This window comes from Specibacter sp. NPDC078709 (genome assembly GCF_040686795.1).
In the GTDB taxonomy this organism is placed as follows: Bacteria; Actinomycetota; Actinomycetes; order Actinomycetales; family Micrococcaceae; genus Specibacter.
On record NZ_JBFBLU010000006.1, the window covers coordinates 143,031 to 159,740 of the forward strand.

The following is a 16,710-nucleotide window of genomic DNA, read 5'->3' on the forward strand; positions in this document are numbered from 1 at the left end:
TTCGTGCCCGGACGCTGTACAGCGGAACAACCGCTGAACTATGTAGCGCCCGGCTCAACTTATGAGCAAGGGGGAGGGTCCCATGCCAGCAATCGTAATCGTCGGCGCCCAGTGGGGTGACGAAGGAAAAGGCAAGGCCACAGATCTTTTGGGTGGTTTGGTCGACTACGTAGTGAAGCCCAACGGCGGCAACAATGCCGGGCACACAGTGGTTGTAGGTGGCGAGAAGTATGAGCTCAAGCTCCTTCCCGCCGGCATTCTGAGCCCCAACGCAACACCCATCATTGGCAACGGCTGCGTGGTGAACCTTGAAGCGTTGTTTGAAGAAATTGAGGGTCTGGAGGCCCGCGGCGCGGACACGTCCAAGCTGCGTATTTCCGCCAATGCACACCTGGTAGCTCCGTACCACCAGGTGTTGGACAAGGTCACCGAGCGTTTCCTTGGCAAGCGCGCCATCGGCACCACCGGCCGCGGCATTGGCCCGGCGTACGTGGACAAGGTGGCCCGCCTGGGCATCCGTGTCCAGGACCTCTTCGATGAGTCCATCTTGCGCCAGAAGGTCGAGGGTTCGCTCAAGCAGAAGAACGAACTTCTGGTGAAGGTTTACAACCGTCGTGACGTTGAAGTGGACGAGGTGGTGGAGTACTTCCTGAGCTTCGCCGACCGCGTTCGCCCCATGGTCATCGATGCAACCTTTGTGTTGAATGAGGCCCTGGATCGCGGCGAAGTAGTGCTCATGGAAGGCGGTCAGGCAACGTTCCTGGACGTGGACCACGGCACCTACCCGTTCGTTACTTCCTCCAACCCGACCGCTGGCGGCGCCTCGGTAGGTTCAGGCATTGGCCCCACCCGCATCACCCGCTCGGTGGGAATCATCAAGGCCTACACCACGCGTGTTGGCGCTGGCCCGTTCCCGACGGAACTCTTCGATGACATGGGCATCTACCTCCAGACCACCGGTGGCGAATTCGGTGTCAACACCGGCCGTCCGCGCCGCTGTGGCTGGTACGACGCCGTCCTGGCCCGCCACGCTTCCCGCGTCAACGGCTTCACGGATTACTTCGTCACCAAACTGGATGTGCTTACCAACATCGAGTCCATCCCGGTCTGTGTCGCCTATGACGTGGACGGTGTGCGCCATGACGAAATGCCCATGACGCAGACTGAATTCCACCACGCCAAGCCCATTTTCGAGTACTTCCCGGGCTGGACCGAGGACATCACCACGGCCCGCACCATGGAGGACCTGCCTGAGAACGCGCGTAATTATGTGCTGGCTCTGGAAGGCATGTCGGGCACCCGGATCTCCGCTATCGGCGTGGGCCCGGACCGCGACCAGACGATCGTGCGCCACGATCTAATTAACGACTAGCGCTCACGCGGTCTCGGCCTACTGTCGGGGAAGCACAAGGAGGGACGACGGCGGAACTTAGCTTCCGGCGTCGTCCTTCCCTTTTGTTGGGGTGCTTGAGGATATTCTCGCAGGGGATCGACGGGCTAGGCTGGATGCACAAGTAATCAAGCGGAAGGACCCCCTGACATGAAGGTTAGCGTAGGACAATTCAACCCTGGCGCAGATGTCGTCGAGAACCTGGCCACGATGCGCAGGCTTTCCGTCGATGCGGCGCAGGAGGGCAGCAAGCTCATCCTGTTCCCGGAGGAAGCCATGTTTTCCGTAGGCCGGATCAAGGGCGATTTTGCTGCAGCCGTGGACGCGCACTGGACCACGTTTGTGCAGGGCCTGTCCATGATGGCCGCCGAGGTGGGGATCGGCGTGATTGCCGGCGGCTATGAATCCAGCGGTGAGGCCCGCCCGTACAACACGCTGGTGGCGGTTGACGATAGTGGCGAAATTCTGGGCACCTACCGGAAACTGCACCTCTACGACGCCTTCTCCTATCAGGAATCGACCCGGATCAAGCCCGGCGACAGGGGCGTCACCGTGGTGGAAATTGGCGGGTTCAAGGTTGGCATCATGACCTGCTACGACATCCGCTTCCCCGAGTTGGCCCGCACGTTGGCCGTCTCAGGCGTGGACCTGCTCTGCGTTTCGGCCGCCTGGTTCAAGGGCGAGCACAAGATCGATCATTGGGAGACCTTACTCAAGGCACGGGCCATTGAAAACACCTGCTGGGTTATGGCTGCTGGCACCTCTAGCGATCACTGCATTGGGCACTCGGCCATTCTTGACCCCATGGGTATCGCCATTGATTTCCTCAATGACGAGGCGGAGGGTGTAGCCACCGCAGACGTCACCCATCGGCGCATTGAGGAAGTTCGCGAATTTCTGCCGGTGCTTCGCAATCGGCGTTTCGAAAGCAGCACCACGGTTGTTCCTGCAGGCTAGAAAGATTCCCGTTGACGGGGCAACCGGCGGTGATTAGTGTCAAGACTATAAGCAGGCAGGATAGTCAGGGCAGGCTCTAAGGGCTGAATAGCCGGTAGGAGGACATCATGAACGACACCAGGATTTGGTCCGTGTTGGAGGGTCTGTACCCGGTTGCCCTAGAGGATGTACCGCTGGACGGGCAATGGCTTAAGCCGCCCTTTGCTGATGATCCCAGCGGCCGGGCCATCGTGTGCAACGACGGAGATTTTCAGTTCGTTGTGGTAGATAGGAAAAGCGGATCTGTGTTGTATGTCTGCGAAGATGAAGAGACCCTGATGGCCTCTTCGCTGGAGACCCTGCCCGCCATTGTTGCTGCGTGGGGAGCTATTGACCGTGACACGGTTGGCCCTGAAGACGATGAAGACTTCTCCGCCGTGAGAAAGTCCTTTCAGGAGCAATTACAGGGGATCGACCCTGCTGCCGCCGCTGCCAATGAATTTTGGGCGCTGTACACCGAGGAACTCACCAGCGAAGACTATGTGGACCTTGACGAGGACAACGCCGAAGAAGAGGAAGAGCAAAACGAGTCCGACTCTGGAGACAACGACAGGCCAAGCGCCAACGAATCATTCGTCGACGCCTGACCTGAGGGTGCGGTTGGTGCAGGCTCTCTAATGCCGTTCGCTTAGCACTTAGGACCAGCGTTGAACGGCCCATTTCTCGGCCAAGCCCAGCAAGGCATCCGTAGCCTTGCCGAGGACTGCCAACAGCACAATTGCCAGCAACAACCTGTCAGTACGGCCGTTATTCTGCGAATCGGTCAACAAGAATCCCAGCCCCATGGATGAAGCGATCAGCTCTGCCGCCACCAGGAAAAGCCACGCTTGGGCTAGTGCCAGCCGGAGTCCGGAGAAAATGGACGGGACCACGGCCGGCAGTTGCACCGTGGTCAACAGCTTCAGGCCCTTGAGCCCGAATGCCCGTGCGGCCTCGACGAGGTTCTTATCCACATGGCGCAACGCCAGAGATACCGTGGTGAATATTGGGAAGAACGCACCAATAATAATCAGCGTGACTTTGGAGTCCTCACCAATCTTCATCCAGAGGATCAACAGCGGCACCCACGCCAAGGACGGTACGGCCCTGAGCGCGCCGATGGTGGGCCCCAGCAGAACCTCGGCGACCTTTGAAAGCCCCACAAGAGCTCCCAAGGAGACCCCCAACACGGCTCCGGCCAGGAAGCCAAGGAGGACTCGCTGCGTGGAGATGGCAATGTGGCCGAACAGCTCATTGCGGGCAATGAGCTCTGTTCCGGCCTCAAATACTGCTCGTGGCGAGGGTAGCTGGACCGGAGAGAAAATACCTGCCGCGGTACTGAGCTGCCAGGCGAGCAAAATGATGACCGGAAGAATGAGGCCCAAGCCCAACTTGACCCAGCCGCCAGCACCGCGAAGGATCCGGGGTGTTGGTGTTGGAGCGCCGGGCTTCAGCGTGGTGACGCCGACGGCGGTGAAACCTTCAACAGAAGTTGGCAGCACAGCGTTGCCTGTTGCCCCGGGGTTGCCTAGGTGGCTCATGAGGATTCCTTGATTGAATCAGGATTTGCCTTCAGCGCGAAGGAATCATCCAGCAGGGTCTCCAGAGCGGTGTCCACTTCGGCCTGCGTCTTGACGTCGCCGAGCTCAACAAAGGTGGGCCCAATCTTGGCCAAGACGGCGCGCTGTTTCTCGCCCGGAACTCCGGAGACATCCAGGTTGCTGCGCTCGAGAATCACGGTGGTGGCAACTGCTGGCTTCAGACCAGCGGCATCTGCCAGGATCTGAGCCGTTTCCTCAGGATTGGCCGCAGCCCAGATACGAGCCTTTTCATAAGCGTCCACCACGGTCTGTGCCAACTCGGGCTTGTCCTTGAGGAATGATTCGGTGGCGTTGAGGAATCCGTAGGTGTTGAAATCAAGGTTCCGGTAGAAGAGGGTGGCGCCTTCCTGCTCGGCTGTGGCCATGATGGGATCCAGACCAGACCACGCGTCTACTGAACCGTTCGCCAGAGCTGCTCTTCCGTCAGCGTGCTGGAGGTTCTCCACCGTCACGTCCTTGGTGCTCAGGCCGGCTTCTTCCAGGGCCTGGACTAGGAAGAAGTAGGGGTCGGTGCCCTTGGTCGCCGCCACGGACTTGCCCTTGAGATCAGCAACTTTGGTAATACCGGAGTCCTTGTTAGTGACTAGGGCCGCCCACTCAGGCTGGGAGTAGAGCGAGATTGTCTTGATGGGGGAGCGGTTGGCGCGTGCCAACAGCGCCGCGGAGCCTGCCGTGGAACCAACGTCGATGGCGCCAGCACGCAGTGCCTCATTGGCCTTGTTGGAACCAGCCGATTGCAACCACTTCACGGTGACGTTTTTCTCGGCCAGAGTTGCCTCCAGCCAGCCCTTCTCCTTGATAATCAGGCTGAGCGGGTTGTAGGTGGCGAAGTCGATGTTGAGTGTATCGGAGCCGCCCACCTTGCCAGCAGCGTCGGTGGCTGCATTCTCACCGGTGCAGCCGGCAAGGGCCAAAGCGGAAACGGCGGCTGTGAATCCGAGGAATGAGCGTCGGTTGAAAAGAGCTGAATTAGACATGGTGGTCCTTAAAATGGGTGTGCTGAAGAGTGAAAGAGAGAAAGTAAAAAGTAGCGGCTAGTGGCCGTCGACGCCGAGGCTGGTAAGCAGTGAGCTGCGCAGCCCGGCCAGTTCTGTTGATGCCCGGTCGCGGGGGCGTGTGCCGGGCACGTCCACGGTGCGCACAATGGTGCAACCGGGCTGGTCCGTGCCGTCGGAGCCCAACAGGATGATCCGGTCCGCGAGCTGCAATGCCTCATCTACGTCGTGAGTGACCAACAGAACCGTGGTCGGTTCTGCCGAATGGATATCCAGCAGCAGGTCCTGCATGGTGATTCTAGTCAGGGCATCCAGCGCGCCAAAGGGCTCGTCAAGCAATAGAACTCCAGGGTTGCGAGCCAAGGCGCGGGCCAAGGATGCGCGCTGGGCCATGCCGCCGGAGATTTCCCGCGGCCGGTGCCCGGCGAAGGCGGATAGACCCACCAGTTCCAACAGATTTTCCACCACGAGGCGGCTGCGGGCGGAGTCGGCTCCGGCAGGAACCCCGATCGCCACGTTGCTGGCGATCGACTTCCAGGGCAGGAGCCGAGGTTCCTGGAAGGCTACGGCACAGCGTGAATCAATGCCGGTTACGGCTGTTCCATCAATGCTCACGGAGCCGCTGCTGGGAGCGTCGAGTCCGGCAACGGCACGCAGGAGGGTGGATTTTCCGCAGCCAGAAGGTCCCAGTAGGGCTACGATTTCCCCGGCCTGAATGTCAAAGGAAACATCACGGAGCACGGTGTGGGTGCCGGCCTTGGAACTGAAAGACCTGCCAAGCCCATGAAAGGAAACCGGCATGGCCGCAGTGCCCTGGGGATCAGAAACTATTGTTGGTGGCGCCACTGGTTCGGCAGACACCGAGGGCGAAAGTAAAGCAGACATCACAACACTCCATCGTTCCTGGCGGTAGCACCCTGCCGGCGATGACTCCTTCTACAAAGGTGTCAACCAGGGTTGCTGCGGCGTCAATGAGCCAGATCTCTCGGCCGCTCGGGATGGTCATCTCAAGACTAGGACGTAGTGGTGTGCGGCAGAAATCGGCAAGCGGGTGGAGTTCGCGAAGCGTAACAATCGGTGGGAGGACTAGGCTCGTAACATGGCACACCTCAATGACCCGCAGCTCATCCGCCGGCTCTTGACCACACCCGGTCGCTGGGCTGTTGTGGGCTTGTCCGGTAATCCGCTGCGACCTGCCGTCGGTGTTTCCTTGTACCTCCAGCAGCACCTGGGCCAGGAGATCATCCCGGTGAGTTTGAAAGGCGATGACGTCCATGGTGCCAAGGGGTACAAAGCCTTGGCCGAGGTCCCCGGAACCATCGACGTGGTGGACTGTTTTGTAAATTCCACCCGGGTGGGTGATGTTGTAGACCAGGCCATCGCGGAGGGTGCCAAGGCTGTCTGGCTCCAGCTGGGCGTTATTGACGAGGACGCGGCCCAACGTGCACAAGCTGCAGGACTGGACGTGGTGATGAATACCTGTCCCAAGATTGAAGCCGCAAAACTCGGGTTGTAAGCGGCGCAGGCTGTGCTGAACAACGATTTCCAGAAATAAGGAAAGCTGCCATGCCCCGCCACCTTGACCTTTCACCCAGCCGTGGCCGTTGGGTGGCATTTTCGGTGTTGCTCCTAGCGATTGCACTCGTGGCCACCGGCCTGTGGTGGGTCAACACCAACAGTTCAGCGCTGCCGGGCCCAGTAACTGCGCCAGCTACTACCGCGCCGCCCATAAGTACCCCCGTCGCAAGCAACCCGGTCACAAAAACTCCTCCCGAGAGCGCCGCTGCCTCGAGTACCCCCGCGGCGACTGGCACTGCCTCGAGTACGCAAGCTCCGGCGTCGGAAGTCCCCAGCGCTCAGCCAGCGACTAACCCGGCCACCGGGAGGGTAGACACCCTTGAAGGGCTGGTGCCGGACTATGTGCTGCCGCCCATCGTCGACGGGATGGCGCCGGTGCTGACCAAGGTGCCTACCGAGCAAAAGGTGGTGTTCGTGACGATCGACGACGGCGCCGTGAAGCGGGACTCGGACCTGGCGCTGCTGGAGCAGCACGGGATCAAGGCCTCGTTGTTTCTGGCTCACAATTTTATCGCCGGAAGTTCAGATTTCTACAGGAAATACACTGCGGCCGGACACCTCATTGAAAACCACACCATGACCCATAATCTGGGATTTATTCAGCTCAGCTACGAGCAGCAAAAGGCCGAAATTTGCGGCATGGCTGACTTCGAAGAACAGCAGTTCGGGCGCCGGCCGGTCTTCTTCCGACCGCCGGGTGGCCCATACACCATGGCCACCCGGCGGGCTGTTGCGGAGTGCGGCATGAAGGCCATTGTGGATTGGGAAAGCAAGGCAAATGCAGGGGGAATGGACTACCAAGTGGGCGCGGGGCTGCGACCTGGGGACATTGTGCTCATGCATTTTAGGAAGGAATTCCCGGAAGACCTCGCGGCCTTCCTCAAAGCGCAAAAAGCAGCCGGACTCAAAGTGGTGCTGCTCGAAGATTATCTGGCCACCCCGTAGCATCACGTAGAAAATAGAAGGAGCTTAAGCCGGTGGAAAACGAAGATCGCACCCGGGATGCCACCGAAGTTCATACGGAGCAGAGGGCGCTGGCCCAGCTACCGGTGGTGCTCGCGCTGGCCGACGCCGGAAAACTACGGGTCAGTGCTGCCACACGGAAACCCACGGCTGCCACCATGCGGTTGTTGGAGACTGTGCTGCCCGGCGGGGAATTTTATGCCAACGAACCCATCTCCGGTTTTGCCTGGCCGTTACTGCTGCAGGCCGGTGGACTGGCAGACGGTCCCAGAATGGCATTGACGTCGCGTGGCTGCACGGCACTATCCAAGGACCCTGCATTGGTTTTGAAGGGACTTTGGGAACGGTGGTTGAAGGCGGGGATCATCGATGAGTTCAGCCGAATAGAAGCCATCAAGGGCCAGCGCTCCGCCAACGTCTTGAGTGCCTTGAAACCTCGGCGGCAGCTGGCAGCCGAGGGACTGCGGCTATTGACCGAGGATTCATGGACGCCAGTGGACGCATTGTTTGCAAAAATGCAGGCGTTGGGCATGGACCCGAAAATTGAACGCACAGAAATGCGATTGTGGAAGCTTTACATCGAGGACCCGCAGTACGGCAGTCTGGGGTACGAAGGCTACAGCGACTGGTCTTTGTTGCAGGGGCGGTACGTGCTGGTGCTGCTTTTCGAGTACGCGGCAACGCTTGGTCTGGTGGATGTGCGTTACGTTCCGCCCGAGGGTGCGCGCAGCGACTACACAAACCAGTGGGGTGGGGAATGGTTGGGCCGGCTCAGCCGCTATGACGGCTTGCAGGAAGTGCGTCTGACCCCACTCGGCCGCTTATGTCTGGCCTGACGCCTGGTTGCGCCGGTACGGTGTGCGCCGGTACGGCGGGGCACACATACTGCCGGTAGCCTTGAATCCATGACGAAGACCGTGTACTACACCGCATCAACGTTGAACGGCTTCTTGGCAGATGAAAACCATTCCTTGGATTGGCTCTTTGCCGTGGATAATTCCGGCGGCCCCGACATTGCCGCCTTCATGGAGACGGCGGGTGTTTTTGTGGAGGGCTCTGCCACCTATGAGTGGGTACTCAAGGCCGAAAATCTCCTAGCGGAGCCAAGCAAATGGCAGCAGTTCTACGGCAGCAAACCCACCTACGTGTTCACCTCGCGTAGTCTTCCCCTGCCCGACGGTGCCGACGTCCGCTTCGTCAGTGGTTCCGTGCCGGAGGTCTTGGAGGAGATTAGGGCGGCAGCCGGCGAGCTGGATATTTGGGTGGTAGGCGGCGGAGATGTGGCCGGCCAGTTCCTGGATTGCGAGGCGCTGGATGAACTGGTTATCACCTTCGCCCCGGCAGCGCTGACAAGCGGGGCACCACTGTTGCCGCGCAATGTGGGAGCCGAACGGCTGAAACTACGCAGCGCCGAGCAGCACGGCGAATTTGCTGTGCTGAGCTATTGTGTGCTCAAGGATGAGGCACCGAAGGGTGAGGCACTGGCGTCAGAAATCGGGTTGCCGTGAGTATCGCCGCTACGGTTCTGCGTGCCGCGGCACTGGCCATGACAGGCGCCTATGAGGATTTCCCCTTCGGGCCCGAAATCAGCGTTTTCAAGGTCAAAGCGCCTAGCAGCGGCGGGACTGTGCGGGTGGGCAAAGTATTTGCGCTGGGCGATCTGGAAGCCGAGCCACTAAAAATCAGCTTCAAGTGTGATCCCGAGCTGGCCCCGGCACTGCGCCAAGCCAACCCTGGAATCACCGCCGGATATCACTTGAACAAGCAGCACTGGAATACCGTGGATACCTCTGCGGTGGAGGAACAAATGGTGCTGGAAATGATGGAAGATTCCTACGATCTTGTGGTGGCTGGGCTGCCCAAGAATCAGCAACAAGCATTGGAGTGGAGCGCATATGTCGCCAAAAGCTAGTCGTGGCGCCTTAGATTACCCGTTTCTGGGTCTGACCAGGCTGGCTGCCCAGAAAACCGCCGAGACGATCGAATGGCCCAAAGGTTTTGACCATGTGGATAAAACACTTGCCGTCGGAGCAGGTCAGGAAGCGTTTGATGCGCTGGCCGAGGGCATTATGAGCTGGGAAATCCAGCGCCGAGCCGGCCTCCAGGTCAAAGCCCCGCCACGGGCCGTAGTGGGAGCTCACGTAGTGAGCGGTTTTGGCGTGGGCAATCTGCGTCTGCCGGTGCCGTGCGAGGTCGTCTGGGCCCTGGAGCCTGCGTTAATGCCCGGCCCCGACGGGAAGGAACTGCAGATGGCGGGCTTTGGTTACGGCACACTCCCTGGCCACCCTGCCCTAGGTGAGGAAGCGTTCATCGCCATGATGAAGCCCGACGGCGGCGTGTACTTCAGGCTGCTGGCCTTCAGTAAACCTGCGGGTCTGATCTATGCCTTGGGTGCTCCGGTCACCAAGCTCACCCAGGCCGGTGTGACCCGCTCCTACCAGCAGGCAGCACGCACGCTTACGGGCGGTTTTTAGTCACTTTCCTTCCGCCGTTCCAGGGTGCTCAGCTCATACGAAAAGACTGTGTCCGGCGCAAGGGACGCGCCGGACACAGTCTTCTTAGTGGTTACGGGCGCTTGCCCCGACGGCGGCAGGTGAAGATCAAACCCTGAAAGTACTGCTCCAAAAACAAAAACCCCGGCCGACTCCGTGAAGAGTCGGTCGGGGTTTTTTGAGGGAGGGTGTGGGGATTAGCCGAAGTACTTCGGCAGGGTTCCCTCGTGTGCTTCGCGAAGTTCATCCAGTTCAGCGGCGAACAGGCCCTGGATGTCCAGGGCATCGCCGGCTGCGTCAACAACACCAATGCGGGCCACCGGGAAACGGCGGGCAGTGCACATGTCGTTGAAGCGGACCTCTTCGCTACGGGGCACGGCCACGATGGCGCGTCCCTGCGTCTCGGAGAACAGCATGGTGAAGGTGTCGACACCGTCACGGGCCGCAACTTCATCCAGCGCCACGCGGGCACCGGTGTTGAAGCGCAACGCAGACTCAACGAGGGCTGCTGCGAGGCCGCCTTCGGAGAGGTCGTGCGCGGAGTCGATCATGCCGTCGCGTGAGGCATTGATCAGGATTTCGCCCAATTCGCGCTCGCGCTCCAGATCAACCTTCGGCGGCAGTCCGCCGAGGTGGCCGCGCATGTTGGCCCACTCGGAACCGTCAAGGTCATCCGCGGTGGTTCCCAACAGGTAGATGGCCTGGCCATCCTCCTGCCAGCCCGACGGCGTGCGGCGCGCAACGTCGTCGAACTTGCCCAAAACGGCCACAACAGGGGTGGGGTGGATCGGCGTGGTGCCGGTCTGGTTGTACAGCGAGACGTTGCCGCCGGTGACCGGGATGCCCAACACCATGCAGGCGTCGGAGAGGCCGCGGATGGCTTCGGCCAGCTGCCACATGACATCAGAATCCTCGGGGGAGCCGAAGTTCAGGCAGTCCGAGACGGCCATCGGAATGGCGCCGGAGGTGGCGACGTTGCGGTAGGCCTCGGCCAGGGCGAGCTGCGCGCCGTGGTACGGGTCCAGGAAGGTGTAGCGGCCGTTGGCATCGGTGGCCACGGCGAAGCCGAGACCGGTTTCCTCGTCAACGCGGATCACGCCGGCGTCGTCGGGGAAGGCTTGGGCGGTGTTGCCGCCAACATAGCGGTCGTACTGGTTGGTGATCCAGTCCTTCGAGCACATGTTGGGGGAGGCCACGAGTTCCAGCACGGCGGCCTTGAGCTCATCGGCGGTGGCCGGACGGTTCGCATCGGCGGTTGAGCCGTTGAACTTGTCGGCCTGCAGCGCATCCTGCCACTCGGGGCGGGCGTACGGGCGGTCATAAACCGGGCCGTCGTGCGCAACGGTGCGGGGATCGACGTCGACAATTACCTCGCCGTCCCACTTGATGATCAAGCGGCCCGTCCCTGTCACTTCACCCAGCCAGGAGTACTCCACGGCCCACTTGTCCATGACGGCTTCAAACGCGGCGACGTTTTCCGGCGTCACAACAGCCATCATGCGTTCCTGGGACTCGGACATCAGGATTTCCCCAGGTGTCAGGGTGGGATCGCGCAGCAGGACGGAGGTCAGCTCAACTTCCATGCCGCCGTCGCCGTTGGAGGCCAGTTCGCTGGTGGCGCAGGAGATGCCTGCGGCGCCAAGGTCCTGGATGCCCTCAACCAAGGAACCCTTGAAGAGTTCCAGGCAGCACTCGATCAGCACCTTCTCGGCGAAGGGGTCACCCACCTGGACGGCGGGGCGCTTTGACGGCTTGGTGTTGTCGAAGGACTCCGAGGACAGGATGGAGGCCCCGCCAATACCGTCGCCGCCGGTGCGGGCACCGAACAACACAACCTTGTTGCCCTGGCCGGAGGCGTTGGCCAGGCGGATGTCCTCGTGGCGCATGACGCCAACAGCGAGTGCGTTGACCAGCGGGTTGCCCTGGTAAACGGAATCGAAGACCATTTCGCCGCCGATGTTCGGCAGGCCCAGCGAGTTGCCGTAGCCGCCGATACCGGCCACGGCACCGTGCATGATGCGGGCGGTGTCGGGGTGGTCGATCGCGCCGAAACGCAACGGATCCATAACGGCAACCGGACGGGCGCCCATGGAGATGATGTCGCGGACAATGCCGCCGATGCCGGTTGCGGCACCCTGGTACGGCTCAACCATGGTGGGTGAGTTGTGGGACTCGATCTTGAACGTCACGGCCCAGCCGTCGCCGAGGTTGGTGACACCGGCGTTCTCGCCGATGCCCACCAGCATGTCCTTCTTCATCTCATCCGTGACCTTGTCACCAAACTGGCGCAGGTGGTTCTTGGAGGACTTGTACGAGCAGTGCTCGCTCCACATCACCGAGTACATGGCGAGTTCAGCGGCGGTGGGGCGTCGCCCCAAAACCTTCACGACGTCGTCGAACTCGTTTTGCTTCAGGCCAAGTTCGGCCCAAGGCAGCTCAACCTCGGGGGTTGCGGCGGCGTTCTCAACCGTGTCGATGTTGAATTTCTTCGCGGGCTCTGTTGAAATCTCGCTCATTTATTTGTCTCCCAGAAGAGTGTTCAAAACTGAGGTGAAGAAGCCCAGTCCGTCGGTGCCCGTGTGGCCGGGGCCGTAGCCGTGCTCAACGGCGTGCTCGGGGTGCGGCATGAGGCCCACCACGTTGCCCGCGGCGTTGGAGATGCCGGCAATGTCGCGGCGCGAGCCGTTCGGGTTGCCACCCATGTAGCGGAACACGACGCGGCCCTCAGCCTCAAGAGCGTCAAGGGTCTTTTCGTCCGCGATGTACTGGCCGTCCTGGTTCTTCAACGGCACCGTGATGTCCTGGCCCTGCGTGTACGCGTTGGTCCAGGCGGTGTTGTTGTTCTCCACGCGCAGCACCGTATCGCGGCACAAGAACTTCAGGTGATCATTCTTGATCATGGAACCGGGCAAAAGGTGCGATTCGGTCAGGATCTGGAAACCGTTGCAAATACCCAGAACGGGCAGCTTGGCACTCGAGTTAGCGGCGTCGATGATCTGTGACATCAGCGGCGCGAAGCGTGAAATGGCGCCCGCACGCAGGTAGTCGCCGTAGGAGAATCCACCGGGGATGATGACGGCGTCAACGTCGGCCAGGACGGTGTCGCCATGCCAAAGGTCGACGGCGGTCGCACCGGAGAGACGGACGGCGCGGCTTGCGTCGCGGTCATCGAGGGTGCCCGGGAAGGTCACCACGCCGATGCGGGCGCCGGCCAGACGCGAATCAACGGGAGCCAGGACGGCTCCGCCAATCAAGGGGGTTTCACTCATGGCTAGTCCGCCACAACTTCAACGTTGACAACGTCTTCGATGACCGGGTTGGAGAGCATTGTTTCGGCGGCTTCGCGTGCCTGGGCCAGGATCTCCTCGGTCACCTCGCCGTCCACGCTCAATTCAAAGCGCTTGCCCTGACGGACAGCGGAGAATGCGGTGAAGCCCAGGCGGGGGAGTGCGCCAACAATGGCCTTCCCCTGCGGGTCCAGAATTTCGGGCTTGAGCATGACGTCGACAACGATCCGAGGCATCGAAGGAACTCCTGGTGTTTAAGAGAGGGTGCCGCGGAGGTGCCGTCTTACGCCAACTTCTCGGGTCACTTGTTGCTGACCTGAAATGTTATGAGAAGGCGCTCCGCGAGCTTGCCATTCCATTCTACGCAGTGATTGCAAACTCTGGAATTTGCGTGGCGCGGGTCTCATCCACCTCCGGGGGTGAACGGTGGTAACCGCCGGGCGGGGTTTTATGCAAAGTCGCATTGTGACCCGCGACACGCTAAGGTGTAGGACATTCCATGTCTGATGAGTAATGGTCCGGCAGGAAATGATTTGTGAATTGGGGACAGCCACGCGGTCAACGACGGCCGCTTCGAAAGGACCACATGAAATCCACCAACATCCAACACAGATGGAAGAAGCCCCGGACTGCAGCCATCGCCGGGGCACTCACCGCAGGCCTCCTGGCCAGCATGGTCGCCCCGGCAGTTGCGGAAGGAGTCCAGGCAGCTGACTCACCCAGCTACGGGGAGCAGGTCTTGGCCAAGAGCGGTGACAACGCCATTGATCCGGTACTGGGCCGCTACTACCGCATCCCGGCACTTGCCCACCTGGGCGACGGTGTTGTGCTGGCCTCCTACGACGGTCGCCCCGATGGCGGGGACTCCCCGTCCCCGAACTCCATCATCCAGCGCCGCAGCACCGACAACGGGCAGACGTGGGGCACCCCCACCTACGTGGCCAAGGGCCAGCCCGCCAGCGATGGCAAGCTGCGCTACGGCTTCAGCGACCCCAGCTACATTGTTGATGAAGAGACCGGGGATGTTTTCAACTTCTTCGTCTACTCCAAGGACGTCAGCTTCCAGGGCAGCGGCTTCGGCAATGATGACGGCGACCGCAACATCACCAGTTCCGCCGTCGCCGTCTCCAGGGACAAGGGCCAGACCTGGTCCATGGATCCGGCCAACATGCCGGTGCTGCCTCCCGTTGACTACACTGCCGATTCTGAATTTGCCAGCTTTGACGGGCCGTTGATCACCGACGTGGTCAAGCCTGTAGGCGATTCCAACAATGTGGGCGGCGTGCAGGGTGTCTTTGCCGCCTCCGGACAGGGCATCCAGCTCAAGTACGGCCAGTACGCAGGCCGCCTCATCCAGCAGTTCACCGGAAAGGTCAAGCAGGCCAACGGCACCATCCAGTACCAGGCCTACAGCGTCTACTCAGACGACCACGGCAAGACCTGGCAGCGCGGCGAGTTCACCGGCACCGGCATGGATGAGAACAAGACCGTTGAGCTCTCCAACGGGGACGTCATGCTCAACTCACGTGCCAGCTCCGGCGGTAACGGCGGACGCAAGATTGCCATCTCCAAGGACGGCGGTCACAGCTACGGTCCCGTCACTGTAGACACCCGCTTGGCTGACCCTGTCAACAACGCCTCCATCACCCGCATGTTCCCGGACGCAGCCGAGGGCTCCGAAGAGGCCAAGATGCTGCTGTTCTCCAACGCCAACAGCACCTCCGGCCGCCAGAACGGCACCATCCGCTACTCCTGCAACGACGGCGCCACCTGGAGTGCAGGCAAGCAGTTCAAGGCCGGAGCCATGAGCTACTCCACCGCCACCGCACTGGGCGACGGCACCTTCGGCGTGTTCTACGAGGGCGACGGCAACACCATGACGTTCGGCAAGTTCAACGCGGCATGGCTGGACATCGAATGCGGCGTCGAGGCCACAGCCAAGGCCATCACCGGCGCCAATGGCGCAACGGTGGACGCCGAAATCACCCTGGTCAACGGCAGCAGCAAGACCATCTCCGGCGCCAAGGCCTCCTTCGCCCACCAGAATGCCTGGACCTTTGGTTCCGCGGCATTCGCCGACATCGCAGCGGGCGCCTCGGCCACCGTCACCGTTCCGGTGACCATCCCGGCCAGCGCCAAGGCAGGCAACTACTCGGTCACGGCAAAGGTCAGCTACGGCACCAGCGAATTCAGCGCAGTTGTCCCCGTGACTGTCACCGGCGGCGCCGCACCCACTCTCGGCCTGGACGTTGTCGGCTCCCGCACCGACCTCAACCGCGACCTGGCCACCACCCCCTACACGGTGGGCGAAAAGCTCCCGTACCAGTTCAAGGTCACCAGCCTGAGCAACGTGACCTCCAACGTTGCGCCAACAGCTGGCAACTTCGATCCTCTCCTTCCCCCGGCCGGTGGCAACTGCCGCTGGAACAACCTCGCCATGTGGGCCAACTACACCTGTGGGACTCCGCGCCACGCGGTCACAGCCGATGAGCTCGCCAACGGTTTCTTCGTCCCGCAGACCACCTGGCAGGTTACGGCCAGCGGCATGGAAACCCTGGTCCTGAACGTCACGGGCACAGAGGTTGACGTCCTGGCACGCAACCCCGAACTGACGGCTTCCGCCACGGCCGTCTGGAACGACGTTGACGGCAACGGCCTGGCCAACACCGGCGACACCGTCACCACCACCGTCACCGCCACCAACTCCGGCAACGTCACCCTGACGAGCGTCGCAGGATTCGGTACCGAGCACGGCACCCTGGCTGTTGGCGAATCCGCCACCTTCACCCAAACCCGTGATCTGACGACGGCGGAGCTCGCCGCAGGTATTGTGGCGGAGACTTCCGCCGCGGTTGCCGCAGCCAACGGCGCCAAGGATGCCGCGGCTGACGCCGCAGTGCCTGCAGTTGAACTGCCTGTGCAGCCGGCCACCCCGGAGAAGCCGGCCTTCGAGCCGGGCGTTGAGCGCCAGCAGCTGAAGGGCCAGGAGCCTGTCGACCTGGGCCTGAAGGCTGGCAAGTACAGTGTTGGCGACACGGTCACTATCAAGAACCTGCCGGCCAATGAGTGGGCCTATGTGCACCTGAACCAGCACGGTGCCCGCATCGGCTGGTTCCTGGCTGATGCGCAGGGCACGCTGACCTTCGAGGTGCCTGCCGGGACCAAGAACGGCAAGGACACCCTGGTAGTTTCCGGCCAGGACGGCACGATGCTGTCCTTCGGAACCTTCCACGTCACGCCGAACTAGTCAAAAGGACAGTTCCTGCCGCTGGTTGGACTGGTCGAAATCTTATCTCGACCAGCCCAACCAGCGGTTTGGCGTTAACCACGCCAGCCCATTTCAGCTTCGCGGCCCGTTGGGATTCAACCATGGTTTAAGTTGCCGCCCAGTGGTCCGTGATGTTCGCCGTCCAGCAGGAATTGGACGGT

16 protein-coding genes and 1 riboswitch are annotated in these 16,710 nt (G+C 61.3%); of the genes, 10 read left to right on the forward strand and 6 right to left on the reverse strand.

Annotated features, from left to right (window positions below; genetic code table 11):
- The first annotated feature begins 82 nt into the window (after positions 1 to 82).
- From AB0P14_RS12590 to AB0P14_RS12600, 3 genes are all read left to right on the forward strand, one after another.
- Positions 83 to 1,372: an adenylosuccinate synthase gene (locus tag AB0P14_RS12590; protein ID WP_363842594.1), complete on the forward strand. Its 1,290-nt coding sequence runs from the start codon at positions 83 to 85 to the stop codon at positions 1,370 to 1,372.
- A gap of 168 nt (positions 1,373 to 1,540) precedes the next feature.
- Positions 1,541 to 2,347, forward strand: coding sequence for a carbon-nitrogen hydrolase family protein (locus tag AB0P14_RS12595; protein WP_363842597.1), 807 nt, complete (start codon positions 1,541 to 1,543; stop codon positions 2,345 to 2,347).
- A 107-nt stretch (positions 2,348 to 2,454) separates the two neighbouring features.
- The gene (locus tag AB0P14_RS12600) at positions 2,455 to 2,973 is read left to right on the forward strand and encodes an SUKH-4 family immunity protein (protein WP_363842600.1); all 519 of its coding nucleotides are present in this window, start codon (positions 2,455 to 2,457) and stop codon (positions 2,971 to 2,973) included.
- Between the two features lie 48 nt (positions 2,974 to 3,021).
- On the opposite strand, the gene AB0P14_RS12605 is transcribed toward AB0P14_RS12600, so the two are convergent.
- The 3 genes from AB0P14_RS12605 to AB0P14_RS12615 are packed head-to-tail and all read right to left on the reverse strand — an operon-like array spanning position 3,022 to position 5,762.
- Positions 3,022 to 3,906: an ABC transporter permease gene (locus AB0P14_RS12605; protein ID WP_363842603.1), complete on the reverse strand. Its 885-nt coding sequence runs from the start codon at positions 3,904 to 3,906 to the stop codon at positions 3,022 to 3,024.
- Positions 3,903 to 4,943, reverse strand: a complete 1,041-nt coding sequence (locus AB0P14_RS12610; protein WP_363842606.1) for an aliphatic sulfonate ABC transporter substrate-binding protein — start codon at positions 4,941 to 4,943, stop codon at positions 3,903 to 3,905. The genes AB0P14_RS12605 and AB0P14_RS12610 overlap by 4 nt, the downstream gene beginning before the upstream one ends.
- Positions 4,944 to 5,000: 57 nt before the next feature.
- Positions 5,001 to 5,762 (reverse strand): ABC transporter ATP-binding protein, encoded by a 762-nt coding sequence (locus AB0P14_RS12615; protein WP_363842912.1) that lies wholly within the window; start codon positions 5,760 to 5,762, stop codon positions 5,001 to 5,003.
- 90 nt (positions 5,763 to 5,852) lie between these two features.
- Positions 5,853 to 5,966: riboswitch (SAM riboswitch) on the reverse strand.
- A 94-nt stretch (positions 5,967 to 6,060) separates the two neighbouring features.
- Here AB0P14_RS12615 and AB0P14_RS12620 point away from each other — a divergent pair.
- The 6 genes from AB0P14_RS12620 (at position 6,061) to AB0P14_RS12645 (ending at position 9,976) form a co-directional block, all read left to right on the forward strand.
- Complete coding sequence (locus AB0P14_RS12620; RefSeq protein ID WP_363842609.1) at positions 6,061 to 6,477, forward strand: CoA-binding protein; 417 nt, start codon at positions 6,061 to 6,063, stop codon at positions 6,475 to 6,477.
- Positions 6,478 to 6,527: 50 nt separating this feature from the next.
- Complete coding sequence (locus AB0P14_RS12625) at positions 6,528 to 7,484, forward strand: polysaccharide deacetylase family protein (RefSeq protein WP_363842612.1); 957 nt, start codon at positions 6,528 to 6,530, stop codon at positions 7,482 to 7,484.
- 32 nt (positions 7,485 to 7,516) lie between these two features.
- Positions 7,517 to 8,338, forward strand: coding sequence for a hypothetical protein (locus AB0P14_RS12630; RefSeq protein ID WP_363842615.1), 822 nt, complete (start codon positions 7,517 to 7,519; stop codon positions 8,336 to 8,338).
- A gap of 69 nt (positions 8,339 to 8,407) precedes the next feature.
- Complete coding sequence (locus AB0P14_RS12635; RefSeq protein ID WP_363842618.1) at positions 8,408 to 9,010, forward strand: dihydrofolate reductase family protein; 603 nt, start codon at positions 8,408 to 8,410, stop codon at positions 9,008 to 9,010.
- Positions 9,007 to 9,414 carry an MmcQ/YjbR family DNA-binding protein gene (locus AB0P14_RS12640; RefSeq protein ID WP_363842621.1) on the forward strand — a complete coding sequence of 136 codons (408 nt, stop codon included), beginning with the start codon at positions 9,007 to 9,009 and terminating at the stop codon, positions 9,412 to 9,414. Before AB0P14_RS12635 ends, AB0P14_RS12640 begins: the two co-directional genes overlap by 4 nt.
- Positions 9,398 to 9,976, forward strand: a complete 579-nt coding sequence (locus AB0P14_RS12645; RefSeq protein WP_363842624.1) for a DUF1990 domain-containing protein — start codon at positions 9,398 to 9,400, stop codon at positions 9,974 to 9,976. The genes AB0P14_RS12640 and AB0P14_RS12645 overlap by 17 nt, the downstream gene beginning before the upstream one ends.
- Before the next feature lie 215 nt (positions 9,977 to 10,191).
- Here AB0P14_RS12645 and purL read toward each other — a convergent pair whose 3' ends face one another.
- The 3 genes from purL to purS are packed head-to-tail and all read right to left on the reverse strand — an operon-like array spanning position 10,192 to position 13,517.
- Positions 10,192 to 12,501 (reverse strand): phosphoribosylformylglycinamidine synthase subunit PurL, encoded by a 2,310-nt coding sequence (gene purL / locus AB0P14_RS12650; protein ID WP_363842915.1) that lies wholly within the window; start codon positions 12,499 to 12,501, stop codon positions 10,192 to 10,194.
- Positions 12,502 to 12,510: 9 nt separating this feature from the next.
- A complete protein-coding gene (purQ, locus tag AB0P14_RS12655; RefSeq protein ID WP_363842627.1) occupies positions 12,511 to 13,263 on the reverse strand; it encodes a phosphoribosylformylglycinamidine synthase subunit PurQ in 753 nt (250 codons plus the stop codon).
- Between the two features lie 2 nt (positions 13,264 to 13,265).
- Complete coding sequence (purS, locus tag AB0P14_RS12660; protein WP_363842630.1) at positions 13,266 to 13,517, reverse strand: phosphoribosylformylglycinamidine synthase subunit PurS; 252 nt, start codon at positions 13,515 to 13,517, stop codon at positions 13,266 to 13,268.
- A 350-nt stretch (positions 13,518 to 13,867) separates the two neighbouring features.
- Here purS and AB0P14_RS12665 point away from each other — a divergent pair, with 350 nt between their 5' ends.
- Entirely contained in the window at positions 13,868 to 16,528 is a 2,661-nt protein-coding gene (locus AB0P14_RS12665) for a sialidase family protein (RefSeq protein ID WP_363842633.1), read from the forward strand.
- Positions 16,529 to 16,710: the final 182 nt, after the last annotated feature.

Bases quoted from the DNA above. Each gene is read 5' to 3' on its own strand.
- AB0P14_RS12590 (WP_363842594.1), top strand. From the start codon at position 83: ATGCCAGCAATCGTAATCGTCGGCGCCCAGTGGGGTGACGAAGGAAAA.
- AB0P14_RS12595 (WP_363842597.1), top strand. From the start codon at position 1,541: ATGAAGGTTAGCGTAGGACAATTCAACCCTGGCGCAGATGTCGTCGAG.
- AB0P14_RS12600 (WP_363842600.1), top strand. From the start codon at position 2,455: ATGAACGACACCAGGATTTGGTCCGTGTTGGAGGGTCTGTACCCGGTT.
- AB0P14_RS12605 (WP_363842603.1), bottom strand. From the start codon at position 3,906: ATGAGCCACCTAGGCAACCCCGGGGCAACAGGCAACGCTGTGCTGCCA.
- AB0P14_RS12610 (WP_363842606.1), bottom strand. From the start codon at position 4,943: ATGTCTAATTCAGCTCTTTTCAACCGACGCTCATTCCTCGGATTCACA.
- AB0P14_RS12615 (WP_363842912.1), bottom strand. From the start codon at position 5,762: ATGCCGGTTTCCTTTCATGGGCTTGGCAGGTCTTTCAGTTCCAAGGCC.
- AB0P14_RS12620 (WP_363842609.1), top strand. From the start codon at position 6,061: ATGGCACACCTCAATGACCCGCAGCTCATCCGCCGGCTCTTGACCACA.
- AB0P14_RS12625 (WP_363842612.1), top strand. From the start codon at position 6,528: ATGCCCCGCCACCTTGACCTTTCACCCAGCCGTGGCCGTTGGGTGGCA.
- AB0P14_RS12635 (WP_363842618.1), top strand. From the start codon at position 8,408: ATGACGAAGACCGTGTACTACACCGCATCAACGTTGAACGGCTTCTTG.
- AB0P14_RS12645 (WP_363842624.1), top strand. From the start codon at position 9,398: ATGTCGCCAAAAGCTAGTCGTGGCGCCTTAGATTACCCGTTTCTGGGT.
- purQ (WP_363842627.1), bottom strand. From the start codon at position 13,263: ATGAGTGAAACCCCCTTGATTGGCGGAGCCGTCCTGGCTCCCGTTGAT.
- purS (WP_363842630.1), bottom strand. From the start codon at position 13,517: ATGCCTCGGATCGTTGTCGACGTCATGCTCAAGCCCGAAATTCTGGAC.
- AB0P14_RS12665 (WP_363842633.1), top strand. From the start codon at position 13,868: ATGAAATCCACCAACATCCAACACAGATGGAAGAAGCCCCGGACTGCA.